The sequence below is a fragment of the Aggregicoccus sp. 17bor-14 genome, from assembly GCF_009659535.1.
Taxonomy (GTDB): domain Bacteria; phylum Myxococcota; class Myxococcia; order Myxococcales; family Myxococcaceae; genus Aggregicoccus.
Genome location: NZ_VJZZ01000003.1, coordinates 457348 through 470641 on the forward strand (window position 1 = coordinate 457348; position 13294 = coordinate 470641).

General features: G+C 74.5%; 14 protein-coding genes. 7 read left to right on the top strand and 7 right to left on the bottom strand.

The genetic code is table 11. The features are described from left to right. Window positions 1-17: 17 nt before the first annotated feature. The 3 genes from FGE12_RS08435 (at window position 18) to FGE12_RS08445 (ending at window position 2014) form a co-directional block, all read left to right on the top strand. Window positions 18-254, top strand: coding sequence for a hypothetical protein (locus FGE12_RS08435; RefSeq protein WP_370458919.1), 237 nt, complete (start codon window positions 18-20; stop codon window positions 252-254). 75 nt (window positions 255-329) lie between these two features. Further along, the gene (locus FGE12_RS08440) at window positions 330-1484 is read left to right on the top strand and encodes a hypothetical protein (RefSeq protein ID WP_153865874.1); all 1155 of its coding nucleotides are present in this window, start codon (window positions 330-332) and stop codon (window positions 1482-1484) included. A 293-nt stretch (window positions 1485-1777) separates the two neighbouring features. Beyond that, complete coding sequence (locus FGE12_RS08445; RefSeq protein WP_153865875.1) at window positions 1778-2014, top strand: hypothetical protein; 237 nt, start codon at window positions 1778-1780, stop codon at window positions 2012-2014. A gap of 30 nt (window positions 2015-2044) precedes the next feature. On the opposite strand, the gene FGE12_RS08450 is transcribed toward FGE12_RS08445, so the two are convergent. The 3 genes from FGE12_RS08450 to FGE12_RS08460 form a co-directional block, all read right to left on the bottom strand. After that, window positions 2045-3844, bottom strand: coding sequence for a cytochrome-c peroxidase (locus tag FGE12_RS08450; RefSeq protein WP_153865876.1), 1800 nt, complete (start codon window positions 3842-3844; stop codon window positions 2045-2047). Further along, entirely contained in the window at window positions 3837-5573 is a 1737-nt protein-coding gene (locus FGE12_RS08455) for a hypothetical protein (RefSeq protein WP_153865877.1), read from the bottom strand. The genes FGE12_RS08450 and FGE12_RS08455 overlap by 8 nt, the downstream gene beginning before the upstream one ends. 121 nt (window positions 5574-5694) lie before the next feature. Then, a complete protein-coding gene (locus FGE12_RS08460) occupies window positions 5695-6603 on the bottom strand; it encodes a LysR family transcriptional regulator (protein ID WP_153865878.1) in 909 nt (302 codons plus the stop codon). Window positions 6604-6710: 107 nt separating this feature from the next. Here FGE12_RS08460 and FGE12_RS08465 point away from each other — a divergent pair, with 107 nt between their 5' ends. Both FGE12_RS08465 and FGE12_RS08470 read left to right on the top strand, forming a co-directional pair. Beyond that, entirely contained in the window at window positions 6711-7640 is a 930-nt protein-coding gene (locus FGE12_RS08465; protein WP_153865879.1) for an MBL fold metallo-hydrolase, read from the top strand. A gap of 93 nt (window positions 7641-7733) precedes the next feature. Then, entirely contained in the window at window positions 7734-8132 is a 399-nt protein-coding gene (locus FGE12_RS08470; protein ID WP_153865880.1) for a hypothetical protein, read from the top strand. A gap of 4 nt (window positions 8133-8136) precedes the next feature. Here the strand turns inward: FGE12_RS08470 and FGE12_RS08475 are convergent, their stop codons facing one another. Then, window positions 8137-9432, bottom strand: coding sequence for an MFS transporter (locus FGE12_RS08475; RefSeq protein ID WP_194797704.1), 1296 nt, complete (start codon window positions 9430-9432; stop codon window positions 8137-8139). Between the two features lie 66 nt (window positions 9433-9498). On the opposite strand from FGE12_RS08475, the gene FGE12_RS08480 reads away from it, so the two are divergent. Further along, entirely contained in the window at window positions 9499-10173 is a 675-nt protein-coding gene (locus FGE12_RS08480) for a DNA-3-methyladenine glycosylase (RefSeq protein WP_153865881.1), read from the top strand. 30 nt (window positions 10174-10203) lie between these two features. Here the strand turns inward: FGE12_RS08480 and FGE12_RS08485 are convergent, their stop codons facing one another. Next, window positions 10204-11004 (bottom strand): dienelactone hydrolase family protein, encoded by an 801-nt coding sequence (locus tag FGE12_RS08485; protein ID WP_228530647.1) that lies wholly within the window; start codon window positions 11002-11004, stop codon window positions 10204-10206. A 241-nt stretch (window positions 11005-11245) separates the two neighbouring features. Here FGE12_RS08485 and FGE12_RS08490 point away from each other — a divergent pair, with 241 nt between their 5' ends. Then, a complete protein-coding gene (locus FGE12_RS08490) occupies window positions 11246-12277 on the top strand; it encodes a fatty acid desaturase (protein ID WP_153865882.1) in 1032 nt (343 codons plus the stop codon). A gap of 10 nt (window positions 12278-12287) precedes the next feature. Here FGE12_RS08490 and FGE12_RS08495 read toward each other — a convergent pair whose 3' ends face one another. Together FGE12_RS08495 and FGE12_RS08500 are read right to left on the bottom strand one after the other, a co-directional pair. Then, window positions 12288-12467 carry a hypothetical protein gene (locus tag FGE12_RS08495; RefSeq protein ID WP_153865883.1) on the bottom strand — a complete coding sequence of 60 codons (180 nt, stop codon included), beginning with the start codon at window positions 12465-12467 and terminating at the stop codon, window positions 12288-12290. Between the two features lie 32 nt (window positions 12468-12499). After that, window positions 12500-13174: a DUF2231 domain-containing protein gene (locus FGE12_RS08500; protein WP_153865884.1), complete on the bottom strand. Its 675-nt coding sequence runs from the start codon at window positions 13172-13174 to the stop codon at window positions 12500-12502. Between the last annotated feature and the right edge of the window lie 120 nt (window positions 13175-13294).

Consider the following 13294-nt stretch of genomic DNA (forward strand, 5'->3'; position numbering starts at 1 on the left):
AGGATGCCCCCCTGCCCGTGCCCCGACGCCCGCCTCCTCCACGCCCTGCCCTGGCCGACGTGCTGCCCGACGTGCGCGACGGCCTCACCCGCCCCGAGCGCCTGGTGCTCCATGTCCTGGGCGAATTGCAGCGCGAGTACGGCGAGCGCCACGTGCCCAGCGCCGTGCTCTACGGCCGGCTCTCCGAGCACCTGAGCCTCTCGCCGCGCGACTTCGAGGCGCTGCTCGCCCGGCTCGTGGGGCGCCGCGGCTGAGGTCTCTCCGTCCGCGGGGAGAGGGCCGAGGTGGGATTGCGGCGCCGCGGGGACGGCGTGCCACAATGCCTCCGCATGTCCCCCTCCACGCACCGCGTGCAGCTGCTGCGCGCGCCGCCGCCGGGCCCCGCCGTGGGGCCCGCGACGCTGGCCCTCGCGCGCACGCTGCAGCTCTCGCGCACCGAGGCCGGGCTGCTGCTGGGCGCCGCCCCCTGCGTGCTCCCTCGCGGCCTCGCGCCAGACGCCGCCGCGGGGCTCCTGCGCGCGTTGCAGGCCGCGGGCGCCGAGGCGCGCGTGCTCGAGGCGCCCGCCTCCGCGGGGCGCTGCAGCGACCACGCCGCGCTCGAGGACGACGGGAGCTGCGAGGGCTGCGGCGCGCGCACCTGCGCCCTGTGCACGCTCGTGCGCGGGGCGCGCCGCTGCGCCGCGTGCGAGCGGCGGCGCTCGCGCGCGCGGCACTTCAAGGCCCTGCGCGTGGCCGTGCTGCTCGGGGTGCTCTGCGTCGCGGCGGGCTGGGCGTTCTCGGTGCAGCGCGGGCGGGATGCGCGCACGGCGTGGGTGCGCCCGCTGCGGGTCGCGGTGGTGCTGGTGGGCGAGGACACGCGGGGCTCGCGGGCACTGGCCGACAGCGCTCCCGAGCTCGAGGACTGGTTCGCGCGAGAGCTGCGGCGCTACCGCCCCGAGGGGCTCGAGCGGCCGGTGCAGCTGCAGGTGTTCGGGCCCGTCGTCGCGGGCACGCCGCTGCCGTGGCCCGCGGAGGACGGCGGGTGGCTCGCGCGGCTGCGCTATGCGCGGGCGCTAGACGCGGCGCTCGCGCCGGTGAACGCCGCCGTGGGGCTCACGCCGCGCGGCTACGACGCGCGCCTCTACGCGGTGGTGGAGCCCGGCGGCGCGGGCAGCTTCGCGGAGGGCATCGGCGCCGCCGGCGGCGAGCTGGGCCTCGTGCGCGTGCGGGTGGATGGCGCCGACGCGACGCTCGCCCTCACCGCGCTCGCGCACGAGCTGCTGCACTGCCTCGGGGCCACGGACAAGTACGACGCGGGAGGCCACGCGCGGCTGCCCGAGGGGCTCGCGGAGCCGGAGCGTGCACTTCCCCAGCGCAGGGCCGAGGTGATGGTGGGCGAGGTCCCGCTCGCCGCGGGCAGCGGCCGCCTCCCGGAGAGCCTCGAGGAGGTCTCGGTGGGACCGGTGACCGCTCGCGAGGTGCACTGGTCCGACGTCGCGCCCTGAGCAGGCGCTGCGGCGCGGAGCGCACGTCCGGCAGCTATGTGCCGGAGGCGGGGAGGCAGTGGCGCCCCACCAGCTCCAGCAGCTCGGTGAGGTCGTAGGGGGCTCACCAGGTCTCCCTTCGGACACGCGCAGGCGCTCCGGCCGATGCTTCCACGGGACCCGGCCGCCTGCGCAGCGGCCACTTACGTCCCGCCGCCATCCGCTTGCGCGCACGCGCCCACGGGCCCTCTCGCGCCTGCGCCGGGCGCTAGACTTCGAGGTGGGGCACGGGGGGACACGGCGGGAGCGGACGGATGACGCACCTCAGCGACGAGCGGCACGAGCGCCTGGCACAGGAGCGGGCCAAGCTCTCCCTGGACCTGGCCATGCTCTGCGAGCACCAGGCCCACCTCGAGCAGCTGCTTCGCGACGGCGCGCAGCCGCGCAGCGCCTCGCCCGCGGCCATCGCGGAGGCGGCGGAGGACCTCCAGGCCGCCATCCGCTTCGTGAGGAGCCGCCTCGCGGGCCTCGAGCGCGTGGCGCTCGCGTAGTCGCCCTCCCCGCCCGCCTCAGCGCGAGTCTCAGCGGGACTCCAGATAGGCGCGCAGGTCCGCCTGCGCCTGCGCGTCCAGCGCGCCTACGCGGCCGTGCACCTCTCCGCCCGCGCACGCGCCGAAGACGTCCTGGAGCGAGAGCGCGCACCCGTCGTGCAGGTAGGGTGCGCGCAGGGCGAGGCCCTCCAGCGGCGGCGCCTGGAAGCTGCCGCCCGTGCCGATGTCCGCGCTCACCGCCTGCACGCCGCGCGCGCCCGCGTGACAGCTGTTGCAACCCAGTTGCGTCGAGCCGAACAGCGCCTCGCCCCGCGCGACCGCCGCTGCGTCCAGCGGGAGCGGCGCGGGCTCGGCGGGCAGCGTCTCCAGCCAGCGCGAGAGCGCCGTCACGTCCTCCGCCGGAGGGACGGGCACGCCCATGCGCACCACCAGGGTGTCCTTCAGCGCGGAGGCCACGTCCGGCACGGCTCCGTCCCAGTGGAAGGGGGCCGTGGCCGCGAGCCCCCCGCCCAGCGGCGGCGTGCGCCGCGCGCCCAGCGACTCGAGGTGCCACACGCGCCCGTCCTGCGTGCCCTCGGGGTGGCAGGAGGCGCAGGAGATGCCGCTGGGGGCGGGCTCGTAGAAGCGGCGGTGGCCGGCGTCCCCCGCGAGGTGCTCGCCCAGGGTGAGCGCCTGGTACTCGGGTGTGCCCAGCAGCCGCACCAGCCCCACCGGCTCGCGCGTCTGCACCAGCAGCGTCCCCGCGGGGGAGAACGCCGCGGCGATGGGCTGCGCGTAGAGCTGGAAGCTGCGCTCGCCGGACAGCGCGCAGTCGCCCTGGCGTCCGCCCGCGAGCCACGCGCGGCTGCCCACCATCACCCGCCGGCTGCCGGCCGCGACCGCCACCACCCGGTCTCCCGCGGGCGAGAACGCGAGGTCTCCGGGCAGCACGCCGAGCGCCGCCTGCAGGTCGCGTCCCTGCGCCGCGCCGGAGGCCGAGCGCTGGTAGAGGGCGCTGTGCACCACGCCGTCGCCGCAGGTGGGGTCGCCGGCGAGCGGCTCCAGGCCCGCGTACGCAGGGCGCCCGGAGGTGGCGTGCAGCGGCAGGGTCGCGGTGGAGGCCAGCTGGTGCAGCAGCAGCAGCCCGCCCTGCGGGTCCGCCACGAGGCGCGAGGCCACGCCGGGCTCGAAGGCCACGTAGGCCGCGGAGCCGGGCGCGCCCACGGGATGGAGCGCTGCGGGCCGCACGCGCTCCGCCACCTGCCCGTTGACGTCCACCCGCAGCAGCTCCGCGCTGCGGAAGCGGCTCACCCAGAGCTGCTCGCCGTCGAAGACGACGTCGCGCAGGTCCGCCGCCAGGTGCAGCGTGCTCAGCGGCGCGCCACCCTCGGGCAGCAGCGCCACCAGCTCGCCCCCGGCGCAGGCCACGTACAGCCGCCCGAAGCCATGGGTGAGCCCGCGCGGCGCCGGGCACACCGCGCGCCGCGAGAGCACGCTGCCGCGCTCGACGTCTAGCGCCACGACGCCGCCGCCGCGGCGCAGCAGCACGTGCACCCGGCCCGCTTCGTCCTCCACCAGGCGCCCCGGCTCGTCGCCCGGCTGCAGCGCGAGCTGCGCGTGCACCTGCCACGCGGCGAGGTCCACCACCCACACCGCGTCGCGGTCGGGGTCGGCCGCCACGGCGTAGCGTCCGTCGTGGGTGACCAACAGCGTGCCGCCGCTCACCGGGCGCGGCACGGGCTCGGCGGCGGGTACCTCGGGCGGCGGCGGCGGCTGCTCGGGCACGGAGGGAGCGCTCCCCGTGCACGCGAGCAGCAGCGCCCCCAGCAGCGCTGCGAGCGCTCTACTCACCGTAGACAAACAGGTGGCCCGCGTTCATCGAGTAGATGCGGCCCTGCGCGTCCAGCACGGTGGGCGTGTAGCCCGAGCGCAGCGAGCGCTGGAGGAAGGCGCGGGCCTTCTCCTGACCGCCCTGGGCAATCTGGTACAGGTTGCCGTCCTCGCTCGCCACGTGCACGGTGCCGTTCTTGTCCACCGCGGGAGCGTTGATGCACCACTCCTGGCCGTCGCCCTCCACGGTCTGGCAGGTGACCTGGCCGTCGGCGCCGCGCTCGCACACCTTCGGGTTGTTCGCCTTGTGCTGCCACTCCACCTGCAGGTCGCGCGAGAGCTGGGTGATGAAGAACTCCTCGTCCGCGGGCAGGTTCGCGTAGTGGTTGTCCTTGAGGAGGATGGAGTAGGTGTCGTCGTGCCACCACACCGCCGGGGTGATGTCCCAGCCGAACCCGTAGAAGCCCATCACCTCGCCGCTCTTGCCGTTGAACTTGATGAGGTGGCCGCGCGAGCCGTTGTAGCCGGAGTAGCTGCCGTAGAGCACGTGACCGTCCGGGAGCACCACGGGCGAGGCCGTGCTGCTGTCGTTCACCCGCGCGGCGGGGCGCTGGTTGGTGTTCGGGTCCACGCCCTTCGTGGCCCCCGAGCGGCAGCCCTCCACCGTCACGCCGCAGCCGTCATCGAAGAGGTCGCGCAGCGAGCGCGCCCACTTCGGGGTGAGGTCCGGGTTCACCGCGACCAGGTACGAGTAGCGGTCGTTGCGGTGCGCGCGGCTCACCACGTACACCGTGCCGTCCGCCCCGATGGCCGGCGAGGAGTTGATGCCCGGGCGCTGCGAGAAGCAGGTGGCCTGGGGAGGCTGCGCGGGCGAGCCGTCCGCGTTGGGCGGGGGCGGCAGCGGCTTCGGCGCGTTGCTCGAGAAGGCGGTGTAGCAGAGGGCGCCCGGCTGCGGCGCTCCGGGCACCAGGTCCTGGTAGCGGGCGCTGCTCACCTGGTCCGAAGCGGATACGCGCACCAGCCAGCTCTCCGCATCCGCGGTGGGGTTCGTCAGGTCGAGCTGCACCACGTTGTAGAAGACGTTTCCCGCGCCATCGATGGCCGGCGGCCCCGCGACGTGGGCCTTCGCCCCCACGCTCGGCGGGACGAGCCGCTTCACCAGCGCGCCCGAGTGCCGGTCCACCTTGTGCAGCGCGCCGCCCGCGCCCGGCACGTAGAGGAAGTCGCCGAAAGCGGCCGCGTGGAACATCTGCTCGAAGCCGACCCCTACGATGGGCTTCCAGTCGCTCGCGTAGTCCCACTGGTGCACGAGCTGGCCGTTCACCCACTTGAAGTAGCTCTCGTTCCACACCTGCGAGTCGTAGTCGGCGGCGCTGCAGGAGGCCGGCGAGGACTGGCAGGGCGTGTACGCGCCGGACTTCACCTCGGTGTAGACGTCATCGCCCATCACCAGCGGCGCCTGGTAGTGGATGAGCAGGTCCCCGTCGGTGGTGAGCGGGTCCGTCTCCTGCCCCACGAAGGGGTCGTAGACCACGTCCGCGAGGATGCGCGCGGGGCGCTTCGCCACGGCGTCGATCACGCCGCGGTGCGAGCTGTCCCCGCCCACCTGGGTCCACTGCGTGAGGGGCGCCGGCGCGGGCACCTTGTCCCCGGTGGAGGGCTCGTCGGACATGCAGGCGGACGTGGCGACCAGCAGGCCCAGCGCCGCAGTAGCGGACGTGGCGATGGCGAAGCGGAGACGTGAGCGCATCGGTGCGGTACCCCCTCCGTCCTCCGGGGGAAGCGCGCGCGGCCGCGCTCCCTGACTCCGGGGACTGACGAGCTCCCAGGATAACCCGAAGGCTTCCCGAAGGGCGAGTCCGGCCCGTCGTTCAGCGGCGCGCTGCGCCCCGCGCGCGCGGCGGCGGAGGCTGCAGCTCGGCGAGCGCCAGGTCTGCCACCGCGCGCACGCGTGGCAGGGCGAGCGCGCTCTTCGCGCACACCAGGTGCAGCGTGGACTCGCGGTGCGGCCCCAGGTCCACGTCCAGGGAGACCAGCTCCATGGGCAGCGAGAGCCGGTGGCGCGGTCCTCCGAGGATCATCGCCCCCAGCCCCGCCTCGCAGGCGCGCCACTGCACCAGGTAGTTGTCCGAGGTGAACGAGGGCCGGAAGTCCGGGATGAGCGCCTTGAGCTGCGGGGTGGGCGGGATGTCCTCGAAGGGCGCGGCCCAGGAGATCCAGTCGAGCTGCTGCAGCGTGGGGCGACGCGGCAGGCGCTCGGCGTAGCTGCGCGCCACCACCACGCGGTTGGGAGTGGTGAAGCTGCCGAGCACCGCGAGCTCGCTGGACACGGTGGGCTGCAGCCGCAGCGCGAGGTCCGCCTCGCCACGCGTGAGATCCAGCCGCTGCACCGCGGAGAGCACCTCGAGGCGCAGCTCGGGGTGGCGCTCGCGCACCCGCGCCGCGAGCGGCGCCACGAAGTCGAAGGCCAGGCCCGGTGGTGCCGTCACCCGCACCACGCCTCGCAGGCCCGCCCCCTGGCCCAGCTCGGAGGCGCGCTCCACCTCCGCGGCCCACTCCGCCATGCGCCGCGCCGGCTCCAGCAGCCGCTCGCCCGCGCCGGTGAGCGCGGCCCCTTCCGCGCGCCGCTGGAACAGCTGCGCCCCCAGCCGGTACTCGAGGTCCGCGAGCCGGCGGCTCACCGTGGGCTGCCCCACCTGCAGCCGCCGCGCGGCCCCCGAGAGGCTCCCGGCCTCCGCGACCGCGAGGAAGAGCTGCACGTCGTCCCAGGCGAGGCTCATCGGGCACCCATCCATTTCCGCATGGCTCCATGCCTTCTTAGCGGATTTCCATCCACGGTCGCATGGCTACGATTCACCCATCACCCGCTGACGAAGGACCCGCCGCCATGCGCCACCTCCTGCTCCCCGCCCTCCTCCTGCTCGCCGGCTGCACCGCGAGCAGCCACGCCACCCAGCCGGCCGCGCTGGGCCAGCCCAGCCGCAGCAGCGCGCTGCTCGCGGTGCTGGAGCAGCCCGGTCCCATCGAGGTGCAGACGGTGCGCTCCACCTCGTGGGCGGTGACGCGCGCGGGGATGATCAACCTGAACAATCCCCGGGCGAAGGCCGCCGGCCTCACGGACGGCGAGGAGCCCATCGAGGTGGACTTCCACGTGCTGCGCCACCCGCGCTTCGGCACCTTCCTCATCGACACCGGCGTGGAGCGCGCGCTGCGCGATGCGCCCGAGCGCGCGGCGGTGCGCGGGCTCGTGGCGCGCGAGCTGCACACGGAGAAGATGGGCTTCGAGCACCCGCTGGGCGACTGGCTCGCGCAGCAGCACGTGCAGGTGCAGGGGGTGCTCTTCACCCACCTGCACCTGGACCACGTCTCGGGCGCGCCGGACCTGCCGCGCGGCACGCCGCTCTTCGCGGGCCCCGGTGAGACGCGCCCGCGCGCCTTCCTCAACCTCTTCACCCGCGGCAGCATCGACCGCGCACTCGAGGGCCTGCCGCCGGTGGGCGAGTGGCGCTACGCGAAGGACCCGGACGGGCGCTTCGACGGCGTGGTGGACGTGTTCGGCGATGGCTCCCTCTTCGCGCTCTGGACGCCCGGCCACACGCCCGGCAGCACCGCGTACCTCGCGCGCACGCCGCAGGGGCCGGTGCTCTTCACCGGCGATACCTCGCACACCGCCTGGGGATGGGAGCACGACGTGGAGCCGGGCACCTTCACCGGCGACCCGAAGGAGAACGCCCGCAGCCTCGCCGTCCTGCGCACGCTGGTGCGCGAGCACCCGGCCATCCGGGTGCGCCTCGGCCACCAGCAGCTCCCCGAGTAGGCGAGCCGGACGGGGCTGCGCCGCCGCCCAACCCATGTAGACTGCCCTTTACGTCCAGGCCGCTCACCGGGCGCGCCCACGGGGGGAGCACACATGCAGCTGTTCGAAGAGCCGGGAATCGCCCGGGCGCACTGGGAGCCGAGCGCGCGCGCGGTGCGGGTGGAGTGGCTGGCCTTCACGCCGTCTGCCCTCATCCGCAAGGTGGCCGCGCGCGGCATGAAGGAGTGCCAGACGCACGCGGCCCGCGCGTGGATCGCCGACACGCGCAACACGCGCGGCGCGATGCTGCTCGAGGACCAGGAGTGGCTCGCGAAGGCAGGGCTCCCGGCGCTGCGCCAGGTGGGCATCCGCGCGGTCATCACCATCACGCCCACCAGCGCGCTCACCGCCGCCTCCAACCGCCGCTGGCAGGCGAGCCTGCAGAGCCCCGAGTGGAGCGTGGTGGAGGTGGCGACGCTGGAGGAGGCGCTCGCCCTCTGCGCGAAGCTCTGAGGGCTCAGGGCGCTCGCCGTGTGCGCCCCAGCGCGAGTGCCACGCAGAAGCCCAGCACGCACAGCGCGGCGACGTAGTGCGCCGGGGCGAGCGGCCAGCGCGCGAGCAGCAGCGTCACGGCGAGCGGGGTGAGCCCGCCGAACACCGCGTAGGCCACGTTGTAGCTGAAGGACAGGCCGCTGAAGCGGACGGCCGCGGGGAAGGCGCGCACCATCACCGTGGGCACCACGCCCACCACGCCCACGCACGCACCCGCGAGCGCCGAGAGCGCCACCAGCTGCTGCGGCGCCGCGCCCACGCCGCGGTACAGCGCGTACGCCGCCCCGAGCAGCAGGAGGCACCCTGCCCCGAGCGCGCGCGCCGTGCCGAAGCGGTCCACCGCGAGCCCGAACAGGACGCAGCCGAAGGTGAGGCACAGCGTGGCCACGCTGCTCGCCGCGAGCGCGTGCGCGGGCGCGATGCCGTGCAGCCGCTGCATCAGGGTGGGCGTCATCAGGATGACCACCACGATGGCGGCCGTGAGCACCCAGGTGAGCAGCATGGACAGGGCCACCGCGCGCCCGTGCCCGCGCAGCGCGGCCCCCAGCGGCAGGCCCTGCACCAGCGCCTTGCGCTCGCGCAGTTCCTCGAAGACGGGCGTCTCCGCGAGCCAGCGGCGCAGGAACACCGCGAGGAAGCCGAAGAGCCCGCCCACGAGGAAGGGCAGGCGCCAGCCCCAGGCGAGCACCTGCGCCGCGCCCAGCGCCCCGTTCACCGCCGTGGCCACGAGCGAGCCCAGCAGGATGCCCAGGGTGAGCCCCGCGGTGAGGATGCCGCAGGCGAGCCCCACGCGCTGTGCGGGGACGTGCTCGGAGACGAAGACCCACGCCCCGGGAACCTCGCCGCCCACCGCCGCGCCCTGCAGCATGCGCAGGAGCAGCAGCGCGAGCGGCGCTGCGTAGCCCGCGCTCGCGTAGGTGGGCAGCAGGCCGATGAGCAGGGTGGGCACCGCCATGAGCAGCACGCTGAGGCTGAACATGCGCTTGCGGCCCGTGCGGTCCCCGTGGTGCGCCATCACGATGCCGCCCAGCGGCCGCGCGAGGTAGCCCGCGGCGAAGAGCCCGTAGGACTGCAGGTCGCGCAGCCAGGTGGGCGTGTCCGGCGGGAAGAAGAGCTGGCCGATCACCGCCGTGAAGAACACGAAGATGATGAAGTCGTAGAACTCGAGCGCGCCGCCCAGCGCCGCGAGCGCGAGCGTGCGCGCGTCCTGGCGGGTGAGCGGGCGCGGCGGGGCGGACTCGAGGGCGGCAGGAGCGTGCACGGCGCGCGAGCATAGGCGAGGCGCACCTTGCACGGGGTGCGCCGTCGCGCCGAGACTCCGCGCGCCATGAAGCCCTCCCTGCAGCCCGTGCTCGACCCGGCCAAGGCCGTGCGCGCCCTGAAGCGCGCGGACCCGCAGCTCGCGCGCGTCATCGCGCTCGCCGGGCCCTGCACGCTCGCCCCTACCGAGCACCCGCCCTTTCGCGCCCTCTTCCGCTCCATCGTCTTCCAGCAGCTGAGCACCAAGGCTGCGAGCACCATCCTGGGCCGCGTGGTCGCGCTCTACCCCGGGGACTTCCCCACGCCCGCGGCCGTGCTCGCCACGGCGGACGAGACCCTGCGCGCAGCGGGCCTGAGCGCGAACAAGGTGCGCTCGGTGAAGGACCTCTCCGAGAAGGCGCTCGCGGGCATCGTGCCCTCGCGCGAGGCGCTCGCGGGGCTCCCGGACGCGGAGGTCATCCAACACTGCACGCAGGTGCGCGGCGTGGGGCAGTGGACCGTGGAGATGATGCTGATGTTCCACCTCGGCCGCCCGGACGTGCTCCCGGTGGACGACCTGGGCATCCAGAAGGGCGCGCAGCGCGTGTACGGCCTGCGCAAGCTGCCCTCCGCCGAGCGCCTCACGAAGCTCGCCGCCCCGTGGCGCCCCTGGCGCAGCGTGGGCAGCTGGTACCTGTGGCGCGCGCTCGAGCTGCCGGAGGGTGCGCTCGGAGCTGCGGTGCGCCCGCCGCGCCCGCGCTGAGCACGGGCGCGGCAGGACGCGAAGGCGCGGCTACTTCGCCGCCGTGCCGAACACTTCCTTGAACATCTTCGTCGTCGCCGCGAAGGACTCCTTGTCCGCCTTCGGGTTGTAGGCGAGCGCGGGCATCTTCGCCTTGGCCGCCTCGGGGTTGGTGAAGCCGTGCTTCGCGCCGGGGTACTGCACCACCTCGGCCTTCACGCCGGCGTCCGCGAGCGCCTTCTTGTAGGCGTTCACCACCTCGGGCGGGTTCATCGGGTCCGCCTCGCCGTTGTTCACGAGGATGCGGGTCTGGGTGCCCTGCTTCGGGGCGGGCAGGTCCTTGAGGCCCGCGTGGAAGGTGGACACCGCGTCCAGGTCCTCGCCGGCCGCGACCATGGACAGCGCGATGCTGCCGCCCATGCAGTAGCCCACCGCGGCGATCTTCTCCCCGTCCACGTGCGGGTCGCTCTTGAGCTGCGCGAGCGCCGCGTCGAAGCGGGCCTTCGTCGTCGCCGGGTCCTTCATCGCCTCGGCCGCCATCGCGCCCGCGTCCTGCGGGTGGGTGGTCACCTTGCCGTTGCCGTACATGTCCAGCGCGAAGGCCACGTAGCCCGCCTTCGCGAAGCGCTTGGCCTGGTTGAGCGCGTGCGCGTTGTTGCCCCACCACTCGTGGATGACGAGCACGCCGGGCCGCTTGCCCTTGACGGCGTCGTCCCACGCGAGCGTGCCCTTGAGCACCGTCTCGCCCTGCTTGTACGTCACCGGCTTCGTCTTCACCGCGGCGCTCGCCACGCCCGCGACGAGCATGGACACCGCGAGCAAGGCCATCCGAATCCCAGAAGTGCTGCGCATCGTGTGTGCTCCTTCTCCTGTGTGACTGCCACTCAGAGCCGCTCCCGACCCGGACGGGGAGAGCGCGCCCTCTCTCTGCGCCGCTCTGCGTCAGCGCGCAAGCCGTTCAGCAGGCAGGCGCCATGACCGGGCGCGTCAACTGCGCCCTCCTGACGTACGCATGACAGGCGGGCCGCAGATTGGCTGTTCCCCTCTCCGCCGGCAGTTTCGCCGCGCCACCCACCCAGGACTGCTCCCAGGCATGGACCACGCCACCAGCACCGACTACGGCCGTCCCCCCCAGAGCGAGGCCGAGCGCCGGGCCGCCGAGCGCGCGCTCATCGCGAGCACCCGCCCCTTCGCCGCCCAGGACGCGGCGCGCAGCTGGTTCCACGTCCTCAGCACCCTCGCCGTGCTCGCCGGCGCGCTCGTGCTGGCGGCGCTCGCCCCCTGGTGGCCGCTGCGGCTGCTGGGCGGCGTGGTGGAGTCGCTGGTGCTGGTGCGCGGCTTCATCCTCGTGCACGACCACCTGCACGGCTCGCTGCTCGCGAGCAGCCGGCTGGGGCGCGCCCTGTTCAACACGATGGGCGTGCTGATGCTCACCCCGCCGCGCGTGTGGAACGAGACGCACAACCACCACCACGCGAACACCGCGCGGCTCGCGGCGCCCGCCTCGGGCACCTTCACCACCTGGACCTCGCAGCAGTGGCAGGAGGCGAGCGCGCTGGAGCGCCTGGCCTACGTGGCCGAGCGCCACCCGCTCACCCTGCTCTTCGCCTACCCCTTCGCCTTCTTCGGCGCGCTGAGCCTCGTGCCCTTCCTGCGCAACCCGCGCCGCTACTGGAGCGCGGGGCTCGCCGTGGCGCTGCACCTGGCGCTCAGCGCCGCGCTCGTGCACTTCGCGGGCGTGGGCGTGTACCTCTCCGCGATGCTGCTGCCCTTGTTCGCGGCGTACGCCTTCGGGGCCTACCTCTTCTACGCCCAGCACAACTTCCCGGACGTCGTGCTGCGCGAGGACGCATCCTGGACGCACGCGGACGCGGCGCTCGAGGCCAGCAGCTACCTCGCCTGCGGCCCGGTGATGGCGTGGTTCACCGGCAACATCGGCTACCACCACATCCACCACCTCAACCCGCGCATCCCCTTCTACCGGCTGCCCGAGGCGATGGCCGCGCTGCCCGCGCTACAGTGCCCGCGCGTGACGACGCTGCACCCGCGCGACGTGCTCGCCTGCCTGCGGCTCGACGTGTGGGACGCGGCCCGCGCACGCATGGTGGCCGTGCGCGAGCTGTGAGCGCCCTGCGCTAGTTGTGGGGCGGGAAGGCCGCGGGCTTGCCCGTGCCGCCGTTGCCCTCGGGCTGGGGGCCGCTCTCCTTCTCCTCGAGCGTCTCGCGCCCGCCGCCCTTGTGGCGCAGGGACTCGTCCTGCTCGGAGCCGGCCTGCTGCTCGCGCTTGTTCGCGTCGTCCTGGTTCGGGTCCTTCATGGCGTCACCTCTGGGTGAGGGGTTGAACGGCGTTACGGAGGGCTGAGCAGCACAGGGCCGGTGGGAGTCGCGCGCGGGGTGGTGTCCTGCACGAGGCGCGGCGAGGTGTCCGGCTCGCGCACGCCCTCGGCACCGCGCGCGAGGGGCTCCTCGCCAGAGACGAGCCGGCCCACGCGGCCCAGCACCCAGCGCAGGCCCGCGGCCGCATCGCGCACGAGCGCGGCGGGGGCCTCGCGGCTGAGCAGGGGCGGGCCCTTGAGAGTGCCCTGCGGCTGGGTGCCCGGCATGGGGTTCACCCCCACGCCCAGCTCGTAGACCATCTTCCCGCCGAGGCTCGCGGTGTACATCGCGGCCCCCACCGCCCCGAGCGCCACCGCACACTGCACGGGCGAGGGGCGGTTCGCCTGGCGCCAGAGGGTGACGCCGATGGCCCCCAGGGTGATGAGCGCGTTGCCTGCGCCGTGCAGGAAGGTCATGTCGCGCGCGTGCGGCTCCTCCATGCGCACCTCCTGGCTCGCGGCGAGCCCCGCCACGCCGGCGAAGAGGGCGCTGAGCGTGCCCGCCACCCACAGCCTGCGGCCCACGCGCTCCCAGGCCCGGTCGCCGGTGGCCACCGCGATGAGGTCCGCGACGGTGGCGGTGGGCAGCAGCGCCAGCGGCGCGTGGACGACCGAGGGGTGCAGCTCGTGCAGCAGCATCTTGCTCATCGCTGGGTCTCCTCTCCAGGGGCTGCGGTCCGGCGCGGGGTCGACGCCCGCCCGTGCCCGGTGAAGCTACGCACCGCGTCCGGAGGCGTCCGCGCCGCATGTCCGCCCGGCTGCCCTCTC